Genomic DNA, 18,291 nt, shown 5'->3' with positions numbered 1-18,291 from the left:
ACTTCTTACCTCTTACTTCCTATAAAACAAAAGGCTGCATCATCGACACAGCCTCTTTCAATAAGATAAATTACTACTAATCGTACTTTCTTCCCTTACTGTATAATACTTCTCTGTACGACAGCGACAGGGTGAACTGAAAATAATTTTCTTTCACCAGGTTGTTAACGGTTGTTCCGCGGCTGCCACCTTCGAGCGCGAGGTTAAACGCCAGTCCCCGGCTTAAATAACCACCGTAACCAATGGTGCCACCCACTTCCCTGATCTGCTGGCCTTTTACCTGTAAGTATTGGTTCCCGGTAAAAACACCTGCCGAGAAATAGCTTTTTTCAGCCACCATGCCAAACCGTTGCACCTGGTTGCTGAACTGGAAACCGGCCGAAATGCGATCGTTGTCTACTATAGAATAGGTAGAACCGCTGGGGTTCAGTTTATTCCAGTTACCATAACTGTAATCAACAGTAAATGTAGCGCGGCCTTTATTTACCAATGCAATACCGGCATCATACTGCCAGGGCAGGGTAAAGCTTTTACCGGTTAATGACTTATTCGCTTCAACTACACTGCCTCCCTCGGTAACGGTAAGCGTTTTATCGTTGGTGAGGTCATTCCTGGTAGTGACCTTTCCACCCAGGGAGAATTTCCAGTTCTTCGAGATCTTGTTGCCATAGATGGCGCCGCCTTCAAAACGGAAACCGGAATAATAATCACTCGTCTGCGATATTATGCTGGTGCTCAATGCACCGCCCGACAATGTTTCAATCTGGTTTATTGATCCGAAGATAAAGTTGGAACGCACACCCACGGCCAGGTGTTTGCCCAGGGCAAAGGCGTTATTCCAGAATATATTATGCAAACCGCCATTGCCTTCATAATTGCCGGTATAGGTACTGGTTGAACCTTCAATGCTTTTTTGCCCGGTGAACGCATAGTTCACATAGCTGAAAGGTTTGAAGCCAACACTGCTGGCCCACCAGTTGTTGAGTTTGGCCGATATAGAAATGCGTTTAATGGTAAGGTCCTTGGCTTTATCATTATTGCCATTAATAATATTACCCTTGAACGTGATGGTCTTTGCAACAATGCCGAGGTCAACCTGGGCCAAACTTCTTTCCAAGCCAATCAAAGAGGCCGGGTTTTTATTGATCAGGAAGCCGGGGGTTGATACCAGTGACATGGACGTGTTGGCCATACCGCTGCTGCGGTCGGGTTGCAGCTCCTGAATTTCACCAACGCCGTACACAGAATAGGGAGAGCTCAGGTTCTGTGCCTGCGTGGTTCCCATGATCGCCGCAAAAAGCCCGGTCAGTACAAAAATTTTTCTCATTATTAGAAGTTAATCGATTGTCAAAAGGTTTAAGACCAGTTTGGTTTGATAGTTATCATTCTGCCGGCTGCCAAATACGCCGCGGGTGATCTGTTTGGCTGCACCCACGTCTTCCTGTAGTATAAACAGCGCGCGTTCTGCCGTACCCGAGGTGTTCAGTAAAGCGCCTACATATGAGGTTACGTCGAAAGTATAGTTGGTATTGATGCCGTACACATCGTCAATAGATGGAACGCGGTATTGAACGGCCTGACCGGTAGTATCGAGCAGCTGGCTGCCGGCCACATTGCTGGCATCTGTTACTCTCAACATCAGCGGGCTGGGCAGTTTATTACCGTAGTAATCGTACGTGCCTTTTATGGGTTTCAATACCAGTTTGGCATTCATCAGGCGCACCACCTCGTTTATCTTCAGCACATCGCGCAAGCTCGGGAACTTTGCTTTCAGGTATACCCCGGTCCCGGTTTGTGAAATAGAGAACGGATTGGTGGAATTGGCAAAGAACTCACGTTGCTCAGCAAACGTTTTTTGCAGTGTAGTGCCTGTACGGTCGGTCATTATGCGGTTAAACTGGTAGCCCGTACGTGTAATGATGAAATCAAGGTATTTATCAACATGGTAAGGGATCGTAAGGTGGTAATGCAAGCGCATTCTTACGCTGCTGTCGGCCAGGTTAAAGCCATAAACGGCGGCGTTGCCGGCATTGGGCTGAATGCTAAGTCCTCTGAAATAGTCGAGGAAGCTGGTTTCGTTGATAACCTGGTTCGATTTGGCCTGGATCTTATCGTAGAAATCCTGGCCATAGTTATCGGGCAGCCTAATTTTCAGCGAGTCCTTCAAAGAAGGTCTCATCTTTTGTGAATAACTGCTGATCCACGACTTTTTTATGGCAACATTTGAATTGTTGTATAAGTAGGTCAGATAGGTGTAATCGGGCTGCGCAGCGAGCTCATACACCGCAATATCAAATGGCTTGGTGGTATCGCCGTAATAGTAACCGCTGGGCCGCATATACAGCATCAGCGAATCAAACCTGGCGCTTGGGGGCAACAGGGTGGTTACGTCTTCAGAAAGGGCAGGTAATCCGGGTTGAAAAAAGGTGCTGGCAGTGGTTTTGCCGGCATAGGCATCGCTGTACTGGCCTATTATGGCCCAGTTGTTACCATTGGTAATGAATGAATCGACCACATAGCTTGAAAGTACCACGGAAACCGTATCTACAGTGATAATTCGGGTATGGCTTTCGGCCTGGTCGCTACCTACCTGAATATCCTTTTTATAACACGAAGAAAGCAGGCTGATAAACAAGAAGCAGTAAGTAACAATGAAAGGTACCCTTTTGTGTATACGCATATTATGGTTAGTGAGTGATTGTTAAGCTGTATAAGGTTTATGGTTAACTGAATACCCGGTTGCCCGGCTTTTCCGGCGGGATGTAAAGTAATGGAATATAAGGTTTAAACTTTCGGTATGGGGCAATATTTGTTTTCATTTTAACACCTCTTTGTGTTCATTTACCCCCGTCTTGCCCTAGCTTGTGCCTCGCAAAATAAAGAGGTGGTTATCTATTGACAGTTCCAATGGCACAATTTATCAGGCTGGCGTCACGAAATTTTGTTATTATATATTATTGCTACCACATAATCGACGAACCGATTATTTTTGCCGGTGGAAACTAAATTTCAAATGTGCAACCGAAATTGTGCAAATTTGCAAATTTATAATAAGCACCGTTAAAAAGTGCAAATGTGCGTACAGGAAAATGATATGGGTATAAGAATATGTTAATACTTGGTTAATCTTGTGGTTACCAGTATTTAACATGTTGGTTGTTTCTGTAAGCTTGCAGCTTTTTACCAGAAATTGTTGTTTACATGTCGATTGGTTGGCGATTTGGGCTGGGAGGGCGTATCCCCCGCCAGGCCTGAAGATCATAAAACAACACTGGTCGAGTTATTAACCTTATCTATCTATTTTATAAAGTTGTTTGGAATACACAGAAATATTTTTACCTGTCGATATAATATAAATTAATAAACCGACGCATGTGAAAATGCTTACCGGCAGAGAGACAACAACCCTGTCGCCGGTGGATGTTTTAAAACAAAACAGAAAAAAAAACAAAATGAAGAATGTTCTAGTTTACTCCCTGGCCCTTGTGATTGCTACCGCACCAATTTTGATCATTCCTGCTTGTAGTAAAAGTTCGAGCAGCTCGAGCGACCTGGTGGGTAACTGGGCAATCAGTGATTATTTTGATGGCCCTGCACGCAGTGAAGCAGTGTTGTTCCAGATTGCCGATACTGTATTTGTAGGCACCGGTTTATCAGACACAAAAAGATTTAACGACTTCTGGAAATATTCCCTGAGTAAAAGATACTGGACCCGCATCGCCGATTTCAAAGGCGGTCTTCGCAGCTCAGCTATCGCATTCGCCCTCAATAAAAAAGGATATGTTGGAACCGGTACTGATGGTTCAAACTTTCAGAACGACATGTGGCAATACAGCGTCGACAGCAATGGCTGGGCCCCCAGGAATACTTTTGGCTGGTCCGCATCAAATCCGGGCGGCGCAACAGCCCGTGTGGAGGCCGTTGCTTTCACGGTTAATAACACCGCTTATGTAGCAACCGGTTATGATAATAACTTCCTGAAAGATGTTTGGCAATACAACGCTGCTTCTGACAGCTGGACACAAAAGGCAGGTATCGCCGGTTCAAAAAGAAGCCAGGCTACTGTATTCAATGTAGGTGGAAAAGTATACCTGGTAAGCGGCAACAACAATGGTTCTGCCCTCAACGACATTCAGGTGTATGATCCTTCTGCCGACACCTGGACTGCCTTAAGAAAACTCACCAATTCCAGCGACGAAAGCTACGATGATAAATACACTTCTATCATCCGTTACAATGCAGTTGGCTTTACTATTGGCAGCAAAGCTTACCTGGCTACCGGTGAAAACGGCAGCATGAACTCTCATACCTGGGAGTATGACCCATCTAATGATACCTGGGCCGAAAAGACTGCTTTCAGCGGTACAGCCCGTACCGGTGCTTTGGCCTTTACCCTCACCACCAATGGCACTGACCGTGGTTTTGTGATGACCGGCCGCAGCGGTACTGCTCCGTTCGATAACATGTACGAACTGCAGCCAACCCTGGAAGATAATACCAATGACAATTAATAGAACGCATAAACTGGTACTGCTGGCAGCGATCCTCATTGCTGTCAGCAGTACTTTTTATTTACTGGCCGTGAAGCAGGCGCCTTCAGCAAATGGGTTACACTATAACTGTTTTAAAACAGAAAATGGCTGGGGCTACGATGTGCTGTATAATGAAAGGGTGCTTATTCACCAGCCAATGATACCCGGTAAATCGGGCGGCAGTGGTTTTGATTCGGAGAAAGCAGCAGGAGCCGATGCCAAAACTGTTATAGAAAAGATAAAATCAGGAGAATTTCCCTTGTTTGGTCAAAAGCAGCAGCAACGTTCTGGCGTCTTACGTACTCAATAAATGTAATGACCAAAGAAAAGATCCGGGATGCCCTGGCTGCTGTATTGGGGTTTAAGCCGGTAAAAACAGTACGACAAAAACTGCTGGTAATTAGCGTACACGCTTTGCTCTGGGGCCTCTTCCTCATAATGCCCCTGTTCATCTACCGCATCCGTATTCCCGATGTTAGCTTCTACTACCGCGAGATCATCAATAAGAGCTTCCTCATCGTCCTGTTCTATTTCAACTTTTATTATTTATTGCCGCGATTTTTCCGGAACCGAAATTTGTTTAATTACACAATGTGTCTTGTTGGCGCCCTGGCTATTTTGTGTGCGCAGCAACTGGTGCTGGAAGTATATTTTTTAAAGACGCATACCAAACGGATGGGCCGGTTCTTTATGAGCGAACAGCGCCCGTTCATCGCAAAAGCCTGGAACAACCGGCCCGAAGGCCTGCAGGCCGACACCGCACCCGTTCGGGAAGAGCTGTTAACCGGCGATCCCCGCAAGATCATTATTGGCGAGGAAGGGTATAGTATTGCCATCACCGGCGCGCCGGCCCCCGGCCCCATACAGGTAGCCGCAACAGGCAATTCAGCACCCGTTTATGTGGCAAACCATAAAGGTCCGGCCCCTGCCTACAATACCATGCCGCCGCATTTTATTCACGAACGGTTTCCGCGCATGGTCTATATCATTACATTGAAAGACGCCCTGAGCTCGGGCATTGTGATCCTGTTGTTGAGCGGATTTATAAAGCTTGCCCATTCGCTTTTCATAAGCGAGAAACAAAAAAAATTGCTGGAGAATGAACGGTTGAATGCCGAGCTCAATTTCCTGAAGCTGCAGATAAACCCGCATTTCCTGTTCAATACACTCAACAGTATTTATTCGCAGGCGCATTTCAGATCGGAGCAAACCGAGCACAGCATCCTGAAGTTTTCGCGCATCATGCGGTATGTGCTGTACGATTCGGCCACAGACAAAATACCGCTTTCGCGCGACCTGGAATACATCAGTAATTATATTGATCTGCAGAAGCTGCGGTTGTCGAAGAATATCACCATCCTGTACGATGTTTCGGGGCCGGTGAACGGCCTGTCGATAGCGCCGCTGCTGCTGATCACGTTCATCGAGAACGCTTTCAAACACGGAATTAGTTATACAGCACCATCAGAAATAAAAATAGCCATTGCCGTTACAGGCTCAGCGCTATCGCTAACAGTGGGAAACGCCAAAACCCAATCAAGCAGGGGATCGGCCGGCGGTGTCGGCCTTATCAATGCCCGCAGGCGGCTCGATGTTATTTATCCCGGCCGCCATATGCTCGATGTCATTGATAATGATCACCTGTATATTGTTAATCTGAAAATCGAATTGGAACATGAAAGTTAATTGCATTATTATCGACGATGAACCCTGGGCGCTTGACCTGTTAGAAGATTTTATTCAGAAGGTCCCGTTTTTGAACCTGGTTGCCCGTTGCGAGAGCCCGGTTCTGGCGTATCCGTATTTTGAAAGTGAAGAGATCGACCTCGTATTGCTCGATATCAGGATGCCCGACCTCAGCGGTACCCAGTTCCTGAAAACCCTGAACAAAAAGCCGGCGGTGATCTTTGTTACTGCACACAACGAGTTTGCAGTGGAAGGGTTTGAGCTGGATGCAGTGGACTATTTGCTGAAACCGGTTCCGTTCGACCGGTTCATGGCGGCTGTTAATAAGGCCTATGAGTATATCAGTTTAAGAAAGTCGCGAACAATACTGAAAAAAGACGATTTCCTCTTTATTAAAACCTCGCACAAGATCCAGAAGATCTTCTACAGCGATATCCTGTACCTCGAGGGGCTGAAAGACTATACCAAAATTCACCTGGTCGAAAGCAAGAAGCCTTTTGTGACCCTGCAAAGCCTCAAATACTTTGAGAACAGGCTGCCGCAGGATGAGTTCATTCGCATTCACCGTTCGTATATTATTTCCCTTCGAAAAGTAGATACGGTTTCGCGCAAGGCGGTGCTGCTGGGCGAAACGGAATTGCCATGCAGTGAGCATTATCGTAATATGTTGTATTCGATAATCGGGGAGAAGTTATAACGCAGGCCAGGCTGGGGGGCTGTTACCGGTAATGGCCACTCCCGGGTACCGATAACCGGGAAAGCTAAGAAAATTAGTAATTAAAAATAAATACTTACATTTGGTTCGGCAATAAATCAAAAACCGATGTAACCTATGGCTTATCCTGCATCGCTTATCGCTTTTGCCTTCGTCAAAAAAGGTATTGATGAAGGGTTGTTTGTAACGCAAATGAAGTTACAAAAGCTGGTATATTTTGCGCAAGGCGTTCATTTGGCCAAATACCACCAGCCCCTTATTAATGAAACCTTCCAGGCCTGGATGTACGGCCCGGTCATTCCCGAAATATATCAGGATTTTAAACTATACGGCAGCCGGCCCATTACCAATACTGCCGATTTTACCCCTTCTGCAACTTATAAACCGCCTTTTCGCCTCGATGATGAAGCCCTCGATACCATCAACTATAGTTGGGCGGTTTTAAAAGATTTCTCGGCCATGTCCCTTTCTAAATGGACGCACCGCGCCGATGGGCCCTGGTCAAAAGTGTATGACCCCGATGCAAAATCAACCCCCATCCACAACACCGATATTAAACAATACTTCGAAAAATTGTTAATCAAACCCTGATGAAAACACCGCCTCCTCCCAGCGTTGCCTCTGTAAGTGAGGCAAAGGACCTGTTATATCCAAGAGAGGACGGATCGGAGGATATAAGGGTGAATTTGAAAGAAGCGAATGAGGATGAAGTAGAGATGCGCGACCTCGACGAAGAGTTTTCCCGGGCGCAGCTAAGACGGTTGATCGACGATAATAAAGCTCGTAAATCATTCAGTATCTGGATCTTCGCATTAACCGTACTATGGATGTTCATGGTATTGATGATCGTATTACAATGCAGCCGCGGGGTGTTTGTGCTTTCCGACGGGGTGCTCATCACCCTTATCACTACCACTACGGCCAATGTGTTCGGTTTCTTTTATGTGGTGGTCAATTACCTGTTCAATAAGGATAAGTCGACTTAGTTACCGGTTACCAGTTGCCGGTTACCAGTTACCAGTTGCCGGTTACCAGTTACCAGTTGCCGGTTACCAGTTGCCGGTTACCAGTTACCAGTTGCCGGTTACCAGTTACCGGTTACCAGTTACCAGTTGCCGGTTACCAGTTGCCGGTTACCAGTTGCCGGTTACCAGTTACCAGTAACCGGGGCACAAACTTTTGGTATGCCGGATACTGGCGGGTTTGCCGGCATTAGAGGCCTGGGAACCGGTACCCGGCAACCGGTACCCCATATTTTAAAAGTTATTCACATTTTCAGGGAAACACGCCTGTACAAAAGCTAAAAATGGTTTAACGATATCGTTAATGTGTAATAGAGCCGGTTTCCGGATTGATTATTGCAGGAAAAAAGGCTATTTTTAAAGACTTGCCCTTTGGCAATTTTCGGGGTCGCCAGGGGTAATATTCTTTTAAGATAAGCGTTCATATTTCTGTACCGATGGGTTGGTTGCGATTTGCTCCATTCAACCTGTCTTGTAAAACGGGAACGGCTCTATGCAAAATCCATTAATCGTAAAACCGGGAAAACGGTTTTATTTATGCCTTTTGGTAGGCATTGTAGCGTCATTATCGTCTTTTACCCCCACTTTGGCCGGTAAAAGTTCGATTGACCATGTGCATTCTGATTCTGCCTCACCGGCAATTGTATCCTCCTTCTTTTCAATTTCCAACAAGCTAAATATCTACGACAGCCTCCATTTACAGGCGGCAGGCCTTTCGAAAAAGATATATACCATGGCCTTAAAAGGTATGGCCAAGCTGGTAAGGGCCCGTCATATTAAAGATAATCTGCTGGCGATCGTTGATTTCAGTCAGCCCAGTAACAATAAGCGGCTGTACGTAATTGACCTCAATACTTCGCAGTTATTATACAATACCTGGGTGGCCCACGGCGTGAAGACCGGGAAGTTAAATGCTACCTCTTTCAGCAATAGAGCTTCTTCATGCAAAAGCAGTCTGGGTTTTTACGTAACCGGCAACGCCTACCAGGGCAGCAATGGTTATTCGTTAAAGCTGCAGGGAATGGAAAAAGGCATCAATGATGGCGCCATGCGCCGCGGCATTGTGATACACGGGGCCGATTATGTGTGCGAAGGGCTGATCGAAAGCCAGGGCTATATTGGCCGCAGCTGGGGCTGCCCGGCCGTTGCACCCGAAATTTCGGAACAGCTGATCGACCTGTTAAAAGAAGGCTCCTGCCTCTTTATATATGCGCCAACGGCTGCCTATACGGCCAAATCGTCGATGGTAAAATAGTCTGAACCGGGATAGTGGGATGAATGGGATTACTGGGATTGGGATTTATCGGATCGCTGGGATTCGATCCGGGAAATTCTAAATATCCAAAATCCCAACCATCCCATTGCACCCCATAAATCTTACCATCCCAAATCCCAATCATCCCAAAGATCCCATTATCCCAGTCCCGGTCTAACTTATTCACATCCAATACAATTACTGGTAATAAAAAAGCGTTTGGTAACGGGAGCTTCCCGTTATCTTTGCGCCTTTAATTGTATGTATGCTAAAGATCGGTGTATTCGGTGTAGGACATCTTGGAAAATTTCATCTTAATAACTGGAAGGAGATCAAGGATGTAGAAGTTGTAGGCTTTTACGACCCCTCTGACGATGCGGCCCAGGATGTAACGGAAAAATACCAGCTTCCCCGTTTCCTCGATGCTGAGCGGCTGATCGATGCCGTGGATGTTATTGATGTAATTGCCCCCACCAACTATCATTATGACCTGGCAAAAAAGGCCATCAGGAAAGGCAAGCACGTGTTCCTGGAGAAGCCGATGGCCCATACCATGCAGGAAGCGCAGGAACTGGTGAACCTGGTAAAGGAGTCGCGCATTAAACTGCAGGTAGGTCACGTAGAACGGTTCAACCCGGCCTTTCTGGCGGTTCGGCAAATGGACCTGAACCCCATGTTCATAGAGGTACACCGCCTGGCCCAGTTCAATGTGCGCGGAACCGAGGTTAGTGTTATTCTTGACCTCATGATCCACGACATCGACATCATTTTAAGCCTGGTAAAAAGTGAAGTAAAACAGATCAGTGCCAGCGGCGTGGCGGTTATGACCGATACCCCCGATATTGCCAACGTACGCATCGAGTTCAATAATGGGTGTGTAGCCAACCTCACTTCGAGCCGTATTTCCATGAAGAAGATGCGGAAAATGCGGTTATTCCAGAAAGATGCTTACATTGGCATTGATTTTCTGAATAAGAAGTCTGAGATCATTAAATTAAAATCACCTCAGGATATTGACGCCTTTTCCTTCGACCTGGACACCCAATATGGCAAAAAAACAATTGCCGTGGTAAATCCACAGGTGCCCGAAGTCAATGCCATTAAAAGGGAACTTGAATCATTTCGAGATGCCATTGTGAACAATACTCCCACACAGGTATCGGAAGTGGATGGTTACCGCGCAATGGATGTAGCTCATCAAATATTGCAAAAGATAAAAAACAATAATATTATTGTGTAACCCTGTACATGCCGTCCGAAAAACGTATCCATAGCACCTGGTACCTGCTAAGCGATTATTTAGCTGCCATACTGGCCTGGACCGTTTTGTATTTTTCACGACGGTACCTGTTACATGAAAATATTTACAACGAGTACGGCGGCCCGTACCTGAACAACCGGTTCTGGGTGGGCATTAGCCTGGTACCTTTAGCCTGGGTCATCTTTTACGCCCTGGTGGGCGCCTACAACTCCCTCTACCGCAAATCGCGGTTAAATGAATTTATCATCACCCTGCTTTGTTGTCTTATTGGCTGTACGGTCATCTTCTTTGCCATTGTAATAAACGACCCGCAAACAGAGTATACCTATTATTATAAAGCACTTACCGGTTACATTACCGCCCAGCTGGTATTTACCTGGTTGGGGCGGGTATTGCTATTGAACCGGGTAAAGAAACAATTGTTGCAGGGCCGGCTGCGTTTTAATACCCTCCTTATCGGCGGCAACAGCATAGCCGAAAGGATCTATTTTGATACCCGCGATGGGTTGCGCACCGCCGGCTACCATTATGCCGGTTTTATTAGCGCCGGTGAACCCAACGGTATCAGTAATCATATACCCTGGCATGGCTGGCTGCAGGATATGGAGAAAGTGATCCATGACCGCAATATCAGCCTGGTGGTGATCGCCATGGAAAAGGAAGAAAGCCAGCAGATAGAAAAGATCGTGAACCGGCTGAGCGAAATGGATGTAGAGGTTAAAATAGTGCCCGATGTGCTGGATATTCTTTCCGGATCGGTGAAGACCAGCAATTTGTTCGGGGCGGTGTTAACCGACATAAAATCGGGCCTCATGCCGCAATGGCAACAGAATATTAAACGGGTAATTGATGTGGCGGTAGCGGTGTTTGCAGGCATATTGCTTTCGCCGCTGTTGATCTATGTGCTCATCAGGGTGAAATTATCATCACCGGGGCCCGTTATGTACTCACAGGAGCGAATAGGGTACAAGGGCAGAAAATTCCGGATATACAAGTTCCGCTCCATGTACCATCCGGCCGAGAAGAACGGACCGCAGCTGTCTTCGAGCCACGATCCGCGCGTAACGCCCTGGGGCCGGGTAATGCGCAAATGGCGGCTCGATGAGCTGCCCCAGCTCTGGAACATTATTAAAGGAGAAATGAGCCTTGTTGGGCCCCGGCCCGAGCGGGCTTATTATATTAAACAGATCAGTGACCGCGTTCCGTACTATTCGTACCTGCTGAAAGTAAAGCCGGGTTTAACCTCCTGGGGCATGGTGCAGTTCGGTTATGCCGAGAACGTGGAAGAAATGATCAAACGAATGAAATACGACCTGATCTATATTGAAAATATTTCACTGGCGGTTGACTTTAAGATCATGGTATACACGTTGCGTATTATATTTATGGGAGAAGGAAGATAGCATTTAAAAAACCTGGAATTAAGAACTATGAAAACACTCTGTGCTTTACTGATCATTGCGGTATTACCACAAATTGCCATTTCACAAACCGACTACTGGCAGCAGGAAGTTCATTACAACATACAGGTAGCCCTGAACGATAAGAAGCATGCATTGAACGGTGACTTAACGGTTAACTATATTAACCATTCGCCCGATACGCTTACCTTTATCTGGTTCCATTTATGGCCCAATGCGTATAAGAACAGTAACACAGCCCTGGCCAAACAAATGGCGGCCGATAAAACCAACGAGAAAAAAATTGTTACTGAACCAGGGTATATCGACAGCCTGCGGTTTACGGTAGATGGAAAACCGGCCGTTACCGCCCCAAGCGATACCAATATCGATGTGGTGAAGCTGCTGTTGCCCCAGCCTTTGTTACCCGGGAAACAGGTGACCATTGCCACCCCGTTCTTTGTACAACTGCCCAACTATTATTCCCGTTCAGGATATACCGGGCAACAGTTCATGATTTGCCAGTGGTATCCCAAACCGGCAGTGTATGACCATACCGGCTGGCATCAGTTCCCCTATCTGGACCAGGGAGAGTTTTACAGCGAATATGGAAGCTTTAAGGTAAACATAACCGTACCGGCCGAGTATGTGGTGGGCGCCACCGGTTCCCTGCAAACCCTGGCCGAGCTGAACCGGTACAAACAAATAGGAATAGAAAATAACAGGGGCGGCAAACAGGTGACCTATAAAACCACCACCCCCGGCAAACAAAAGACCCTGCAGTACATGGGCGATCACATTCATGATTTTGCCTGGTTTGCCGGCAAGGATTTTATTATCAGGTACGATACCCTGCAGCTGACGGCAACCGATACGGTGAACGTGTTCTCCTATGGGCAATCGTCGGGAAATAAAACGTGGAAGAACAGCATCAATTATATCAAGGATGCGGTACGCCATTATTCCAAATGGATCGGTCAGTATCCTTACCCCGTGGTACAGGCAGTGGAAGGACCGAAAAACCTGTCATCGGGTGGAATGGAATATCCCATGATCACCTTAATAACCAGTCCGAACGCAAAAGAAGAGGAAATGGATGCGGTGATCACGCATGAAGTGGGGCATAACTGGTTTTATGGCATTTTGGGGAGCAATGAACGCGATCATCCCTGGATGGACGAAGGCATCAATACCTATTTCCAGTTCAGGTACGAAGCGGAAAAATACCGCACCAACAGTTTGTTTGGGTCAATGATACCCAAAGATGTGAAGGAACTGCCCGAAGCCGAGTTTCAGTCAAGGATCTATAACGTATTGAATTCAGTGCCGGCGCAACAACCCATCAATACCGGTTCAACCGGTTTTACCAATAAAGATGACTATGGCATCGTTATTTATGTGAAAACGGCTGTATGGTTGTACCTGATTGAAAATGCTGTGGGCCGCGATGTACTGGACCAGGGTTTGCAGGCCTATTTTAAAGACTGGCAGTTCAGGCATCCATCACCCGAAGATTTCAAAAAGGAGCTGGAGAAAGTGAGCGGGAAAAATTTGGACTCGTATTTTTCGATGTTAGACAAAGAAGGGAAACTGTAATATCAATGTGCTATTAAAATACAGATTACCGGTTACCAGATACCAGTTACCGGGTAGAAAGCCCTGGTAACCGGCAACTGGTAACTGGTAACATTCACCGTTGACCATGAAAAAAATCTACCTATTACTATTTATTTCGGTTATCAGGATGCAGGCGATTGCCCAGAACCCCTACTGGCAACAGGAAGTACATTATACCATTGATGTATCCCTGAACGATACCGAACATACCCTGGAAGGTTTTTTAAAGCTGCGGTATATTAACCATTCGCCCGATACGCTTCGTTTTATCTGGTTTCATCTTTGGCCTAATGCGTTCAAGAACGATAAAACGGCTTTCACCGAACAAACCCTGCAAAACGGCCGCACCGATTTTTATTTTTCTACCCGTGAAAAAAGAGGGTACATCAACCGGCTCGATTTCAGGACCGGCAATACCACTTTAAAAACAGAAGATCATCCCGAATACATCGATATCATAAAAGTGAACCTGGCGGCGCCGTTGCTGCCCGGTGAGGAAACCGAGCTCACCACACCTTTTCATATACAGTTACCGGCGAATTTTTCCCGGGGCGGCCATACCGGTCATTCTTACCAGGTTACCCAATGGTATCCCAAACCGGCTGTATACGACCGCAGCGGCTGGCATGAAATGCCCTACCTCGATCAGGGCGAGTTTTACAGTGAGTTCGGCAGTTTTGACGTAAGCATTACCGTTCCTGATCAATATGTGGTGGCAGCTACCGGCGAATTGCAGAATGAACAGGAGAAGCAATGGTTGAGAGGAAAAGCGGAGATGGCTCCCATGCAGATCGCTGTGATGAAAAAGAAGCTGGACGCCAAAAAGCGCTCCGCCTTCGCCAAAGCCCCGGCGAACAAGGCAAAAAAGCCGGTTGCGCATAAGCCTGTTTCCAAAAATCACAAGCCAACCGCTTATGCTAAAGCGCCAGCTGCAAAAGTTAGGCCCGTACAAACTTTTAAAACGCTTCAATACAAACAAAACAATATTCACGATTTTGCCTGGTTTGCCGATTCGTCCTTTATCGTAAAACAGGATACCATTCAATTGTCATCGGGCCGGGTAGTGCAGGCCATGAGCTTTTACCGCTCACCCAAAAGCGAAGCCTGGGCCAAAAGCATTCAATATCTCAAAGATGCGGTGCATTTCAGATCGAACCTCATTGGCGAGTACCCGTATAACGTAGTGAGTGCGGTAGAAGCTAAAATTGGTTTCGAAGGCGGTATGGAATATCCTACCATCACCAGCATTTCGCCCGGTATGAATGAAAAAGAGCTCGACATGACCATAGAACATGAAGTGGGGCACAACTGGTTTTATGGTATCCTCGGCAGCAATGAACGCGATCATCCCTGGATGGATGAAGGCGTGAACACCTACTACGATAACCGGTACAAGGCCATGAAATACCCCGGGCCCGATTATCCGAAATACGTACAGAAAAGATTGCCTGCTGCTATAGAAGAATTACCCATCGATGCCCTGGCAACAATTAAAAAAGACCAGCCAATAGCCACGCCCTCCGCTGATTTTACTTTCGTGAACTACATGGTAATGACCTACCTGAAGACCGGTGTTTTATTAAAACACCTGGAAAATAAAGTAGGCGTTCAGCGGTTCGACAGCTGCATGCAGGCCTATTACCAGCAATGGCAATTCAAACACCCTTATCCGCAGGATTTTGAAAAAAGTTTCAGCGTTGGTGATGGCAAAGCCATTCATTCCTTCTTTGATTCGCTGCAGCAAAAAGGCGGGGTGAACACCATGGCCCGGCATAAAAAGTTTAAACCGGCCTTTTTATTCAACTTCAGGAATTACGACAGCATAAATTATCTCAACTGGATGCCGGCGATAGGGTATAGTGCGTATGATCATTTTATGTTTGGGCTGGCCCTGCACAACTATACATTCCCTGCGCATAAACTGCAGTTCTTTGTAGCCCCCATGTATGCTACCGTAAGCAAACAGGTGAATGGCATTGGCCGCATCGGTTATACGTGGCGGCCCAACAATACTTTCGAGAAGATCGACCTGTCGGTAGGCGGCTCTCATTTCTCGACCCTCGATGGAACCGACAGCAATGCCAATAAAATATTTGCGGGCTTTTATAAACTGTCGCCTGCCCTGAAGGTCACGTTCAACAATAAAGACCCCCGCAGCAATCTGGAAAAATGGTTGGAGTTTCGTACGTACCTGATCTGGGAAAAGGATTTCAGGTATGTGTTGAAAAGCAGCGATGCCGCGTATTATCCTACCGAAGGCAAAACCACCCGCCGGTACCTGAACCAGCTTAGTTTCAACATTGCCGATTACAGGGCCCTGTATCCCTACGACGTACGGCTGCAGGTGCAGCAGGGCGAAGGGTTTTACCGCGCATCGGCCACCGGAAATTATTACTTCAATTACAGCAGCTATGGCGGTTTGCAAATGCGGGTGTTCGCGGCCAAATTCGGTTATATAGGCGGGAAAACCCTGGCAAAGCAGATACAAACAGAAGTATACCAGCCAAAGTTAACTGCCGTACGGGGTAATGAAGATTATACTTACAGCAACTATTTTCTGGGTCGCAATGAACAAACCGGGTTGTTCAGCCAGCAGATCATGATACGCGATGGCGGATTAAAAATACGCACCGATCTTTTTCAGGGATTGCAGGGCCGTAGCGACAACTGGATCGCTTCCATGAACCTGAACAGCACCTTACCCCGAAACCTGTTGCCGTTTCCACTGCCCATAAAAATATTCTTCGATGCGGGCACTTATGCCGAAGCCTGGAAAAAGAATGCCGAAACCAGCCGGTTCCTGTATGTGGCCGGTTTGCAGGTTACCCTGTTTAAAGACCTCATTCAGGTGTATGCACCGGTCTTATACAGCAAGGAATTCAGGGATAACCTGAAAACGGTTCCTGAGGAAGATAAATTCTTTAAAAAGATCTCTTTCAGCATCGACGTGCAACGGTTCAATATACACAAGGCAACGGGTAATAAGATCCCGTTTTAGTACCTTTCAACCGCATGGGGCGCCACCAAATACAATACCTGCATCGTAACCAGATCGATACCGGCAAATGGGACCAATGTATCGATAACGCAGCCAATGGCCTCATATATGCCCGTACGTTTTATCTTGACTGTTTAACAGATGATTGGGATGCCCTGGTTTTGGGAGATTATGAGGCGGTAATGCCCCTGACCTGGCGAAAAAAAATTGGTATCAGGTATCTGTATCAGCCGGCATTTACCCAACAACTCGGCATTTTTACCCATGTTGTCATTACAGAAGAACTGGTAATTGCTTTTTTGAAAGAAGTGGAAGCCCGCTTTAGGTTTGCAGAAATTTTTCTGAACTATGCGCATGGGGTAAAGGCGCTTCCAGCTTGCGCCAATTTTGTTTTGTCTTTTCAGCGTTCCTACGAACAATTGCAACAAAACTATAAGCCAGGCCTGGTGAAGAGCCTTAAACGATGCAGGCGATTCAACCTCACTTATTGTGAAGAAGCCGGTCATAAAATGGTATTGCATGCTTATAAAGAAATGTACGGTGGCCGCATGCCGCATGTAAGCAATGAAGATTATATCAATTTCGAGACGCTTTGCACTTTTCTTCCCAACGAAAGCAGGGTAGTAAGGGTTGTTAAGGAAAACAACCAACTGTTGTCGGCGGCATTGATGCTGCGTTATAAGAACCGGTTGTATTTGCTGGTTTCGGTAACCTGGCCCGAAGGACGCTCCCGCGATGCCTATCATTTTTTGCTCGACAGGGTGATCCATGAATTTGCTGAAAGTGAGCTGACGCTTGATTTTGAGGGAAGTGAATTACCGGGTGTAGCGCATTTTTACCGGAGTTTTGGAACCATTGATCAACCTTATTTTTTCTATCATTATAACCGCCTGCCCTGGCCACTTCGTTTGCTGAAGAAACAGGCCCGGGGCCAACAGCCATCATTATAACATTCTTTGTTCCAGTATTTTTTCGGCCAGCAACAGATCGAGCGGCCTTGTTATTTTAATGTTGGTGGCTTCCCCTTCAATAAGCTGTATAACAACGCCCATTTTTTCTACTACGCTGGCCTCATCGGTGAAGGAGGCGTCGTAAGGCTGTTCAAAAGCCTTTTTTATGATGTCGCTGTAAAAGGTTTGCGGGGTTTGAATGATGCGAACTTTTTGACGGTCGATTAACTGACTGCCGTCAGGAGTTTCAATACGAAGCGTGTCGATGGGTTGAATGGCCGGAATGGCATTGCCTTTTTCAAGGGCCTGCTCGTAACAGCGGTGAATAAGGTGAGTGGTGATCAAACAGCGCACGGCGTCGTGTACGAACACAATGCCGGGTTCTGAAATAAGGTGAAGCCCATTTTTTACGGAATGAAAACGGGTTTCGCCGCCCACCGTGATGCGTATACGGGCGGGGTCTGAAGTGGTATTCACAATATCGCGGCCAGCGGGTAAATGATCGGTTGGAACAACGAGAATGATCTCCAGATCGGGCCAGGCTTGCAGAAAAGTATTGAGCGAATGCCACAGCACCGGTTTACCGCGCAGCGGAAGAAATTGTTTAGGCAGGGCAGCACCCATGCGCAACCCCGAACCTCCGGCAACTATGACTGCGTATTTTTTCAAGTATACCCCCAACCTCCTAAAGGGGGAGTTAAAAACTCCAACTCCTTCAAGGACTTTTTATGTTTTAGAATGTTGTTTTCTCAATGCCTGTTTGCCTTTCTTCGCGTTCTTTCTTCAGATTCAAATTTTAACATATCGGAAAAAGGGTGTTTTTCCGGTTTTTATACTGTTGTATGTGTGACACAA

16 protein-coding genes are annotated in these 18,291 nt (G+C 46.6%); 13 read left to right on the top strand and 3 right to left on the bottom strand.

Translation table 11 applies throughout. The features are described from left to right. Nucleotides 1-76 precede the first annotated feature (76 nt). On the bottom strand, nucleotides 77-1,327 hold the full coding sequence (locus tag A3860_RS08545; RefSeq protein ID WP_081146131.1) for a hypothetical protein: 1,251 nt from the start codon (nucleotides 1,325-1,327) through the stop codon (nucleotides 77-79). Nucleotides 1,328-1,336: 9 nt separating this feature from the next. Then, the gene (locus tag A3860_RS08540) at nucleotides 1,337-2,680 is read right to left on the bottom strand and encodes a DUF4270 family protein (protein ID WP_081146130.1); all 1,344 of its coding nucleotides are present in this window, start codon (nucleotides 2,678-2,680) and stop codon (nucleotides 1,337-1,339) included. 772 nt (nucleotides 2,681-3,452) lie between these two features. Here A3860_RS08540 and A3860_RS08530 point away from each other — a divergent pair. From A3860_RS08530 to A3860_RS08470, 13 genes are all read left to right on the top strand, one after another. Beyond that, nucleotides 3,453-4,511, top strand: a complete 1,059-nt coding sequence (locus A3860_RS08530; protein WP_158085170.1) for a Kelch repeat-containing protein — start codon at nucleotides 3,453-3,455, stop codon at nucleotides 4,509-4,511. After that, nucleotides 4,501-4,842: a DUF4907 domain-containing protein gene (locus tag A3860_RS08525; RefSeq protein ID WP_081146127.1), complete on the top strand. Its 342-nt coding sequence runs from the start codon at nucleotides 4,501-4,503 to the stop codon at nucleotides 4,840-4,842. Before A3860_RS08530 ends, A3860_RS08525 begins: the two co-directional genes overlap by 11 nt. A 5-nt stretch (nucleotides 4,843-4,847) precedes the next feature. After that, nucleotides 4,848-6,218: a sensor histidine kinase gene (locus A3860_RS08520; RefSeq protein WP_081146126.1), complete on the top strand. Its 1,371-nt coding sequence runs from the start codon at nucleotides 4,848-4,850 to the stop codon at nucleotides 6,216-6,218. Then, nucleotides 6,208-6,915 carry a LytR/AlgR family response regulator transcription factor gene (locus A3860_RS08515; RefSeq protein WP_081146125.1) on the top strand — a complete coding sequence of 236 codons (708 nt, stop codon included), beginning with the start codon at nucleotides 6,208-6,210 and terminating at the stop codon, nucleotides 6,913-6,915. Before A3860_RS08520 ends, A3860_RS08515 begins: the two co-directional genes overlap by 11 nt. Nucleotides 6,916-7,050: 135 nt before the next feature. Further along, nucleotides 7,051-7,524, top strand: a complete 474-nt coding sequence (locus A3860_RS08510) for a Panacea domain-containing protein (RefSeq protein WP_081146124.1) — start codon at nucleotides 7,051-7,053, stop codon at nucleotides 7,522-7,524. Further along, nucleotides 7,524-7,919: a hypothetical protein gene (locus A3860_RS08505; RefSeq protein WP_081146123.1), complete on the top strand. Its 396-nt coding sequence runs from the start codon at nucleotides 7,524-7,526 to the stop codon at nucleotides 7,917-7,919. The genes A3860_RS08510 and A3860_RS08505 overlap by 1 nt, the downstream gene beginning before the upstream one ends. A gap of 14 nt (nucleotides 7,920-7,933) precedes the next feature. Beyond that, nucleotides 7,934-8,149, top strand: a complete 216-nt coding sequence (locus tag A3860_RS41000) for a hypothetical protein (protein ID WP_394334789.1) — start codon at nucleotides 7,934-7,936, stop codon at nucleotides 8,147-8,149. A 299-nt stretch (nucleotides 8,150-8,448) separates the two neighbouring features. Beyond that, the gene (locus A3860_RS08495) at nucleotides 8,449-9,210 is read left to right on the top strand and encodes a murein L,D-transpeptidase catalytic domain family protein (RefSeq protein WP_081146121.1); all 762 of its coding nucleotides are present in this window, start codon (nucleotides 8,449-8,451) and stop codon (nucleotides 9,208-9,210) included. A 265-nt stretch (nucleotides 9,211-9,475) separates the two neighbouring features. Further along, on the top strand, nucleotides 9,476-10,450 hold the full coding sequence (locus tag A3860_RS08490; protein ID WP_081146120.1) for a Gfo/Idh/MocA family protein: 975 nt from the start codon (nucleotides 9,476-9,478) through the stop codon (nucleotides 10,448-10,450). Nucleotides 10,451-10,458: 8 nt separating this feature from the next. Continuing rightward, nucleotides 10,459-11,874 (top strand): sugar transferase, encoded by a 1,416-nt coding sequence (locus A3860_RS08485; RefSeq protein ID WP_081146119.1) that lies wholly within the window; start codon nucleotides 10,459-10,461, stop codon nucleotides 11,872-11,874. A 27-nt stretch (nucleotides 11,875-11,901) separates the two neighbouring features. Then, nucleotides 11,902-13,467: a M1 family metallopeptidase gene (locus A3860_RS08480; protein ID WP_081146118.1), complete on the top strand. Its 1,566-nt coding sequence runs from the start codon at nucleotides 11,902-11,904 to the stop codon at nucleotides 13,465-13,467. 106 nt (nucleotides 13,468-13,573) lie between these two features. Then, on the top strand, nucleotides 13,574-16,486 hold the full coding sequence (locus A3860_RS08475) for a M1 family metallopeptidase (protein WP_081146117.1): 2,913 nt from the start codon (nucleotides 13,574-13,576) through the stop codon (nucleotides 16,484-16,486). A gap of 14 nt (nucleotides 16,487-16,500) precedes the next feature. After that, nucleotides 16,501-17,436: a hypothetical protein gene (locus A3860_RS08470; protein ID WP_081146116.1), complete on the top strand. Its 936-nt coding sequence runs from the start codon at nucleotides 16,501-16,503 to the stop codon at nucleotides 17,434-17,436. On the opposite strand, the gene A3860_RS08465 is transcribed toward A3860_RS08470, so the two are convergent. Continuing rightward, nucleotides 17,431-18,105: a 2-C-methyl-D-erythritol 4-phosphate cytidylyltransferase gene (locus A3860_RS08465; RefSeq protein ID WP_081146115.1), complete on the bottom strand. Its 675-nt coding sequence runs from the start codon at nucleotides 18,103-18,105 to the stop codon at nucleotides 17,431-17,433. The genes A3860_RS08470 and A3860_RS08465 overlap by 6 nt on opposite strands. Between the last annotated feature and the right edge of the window lie 186 nt (nucleotides 18,106-18,291).

The organism is Niastella vici (genome assembly GCF_002077945.1).
GTDB lineage: Bacteria > Bacteroidota > Bacteroidia > Chitinophagales > Chitinophagaceae > Niastella > Niastella vici.
Note: the sequence above shows the minus strand (reverse complement) of the source record. Positions and strands in the feature narration are given on the sequence as shown.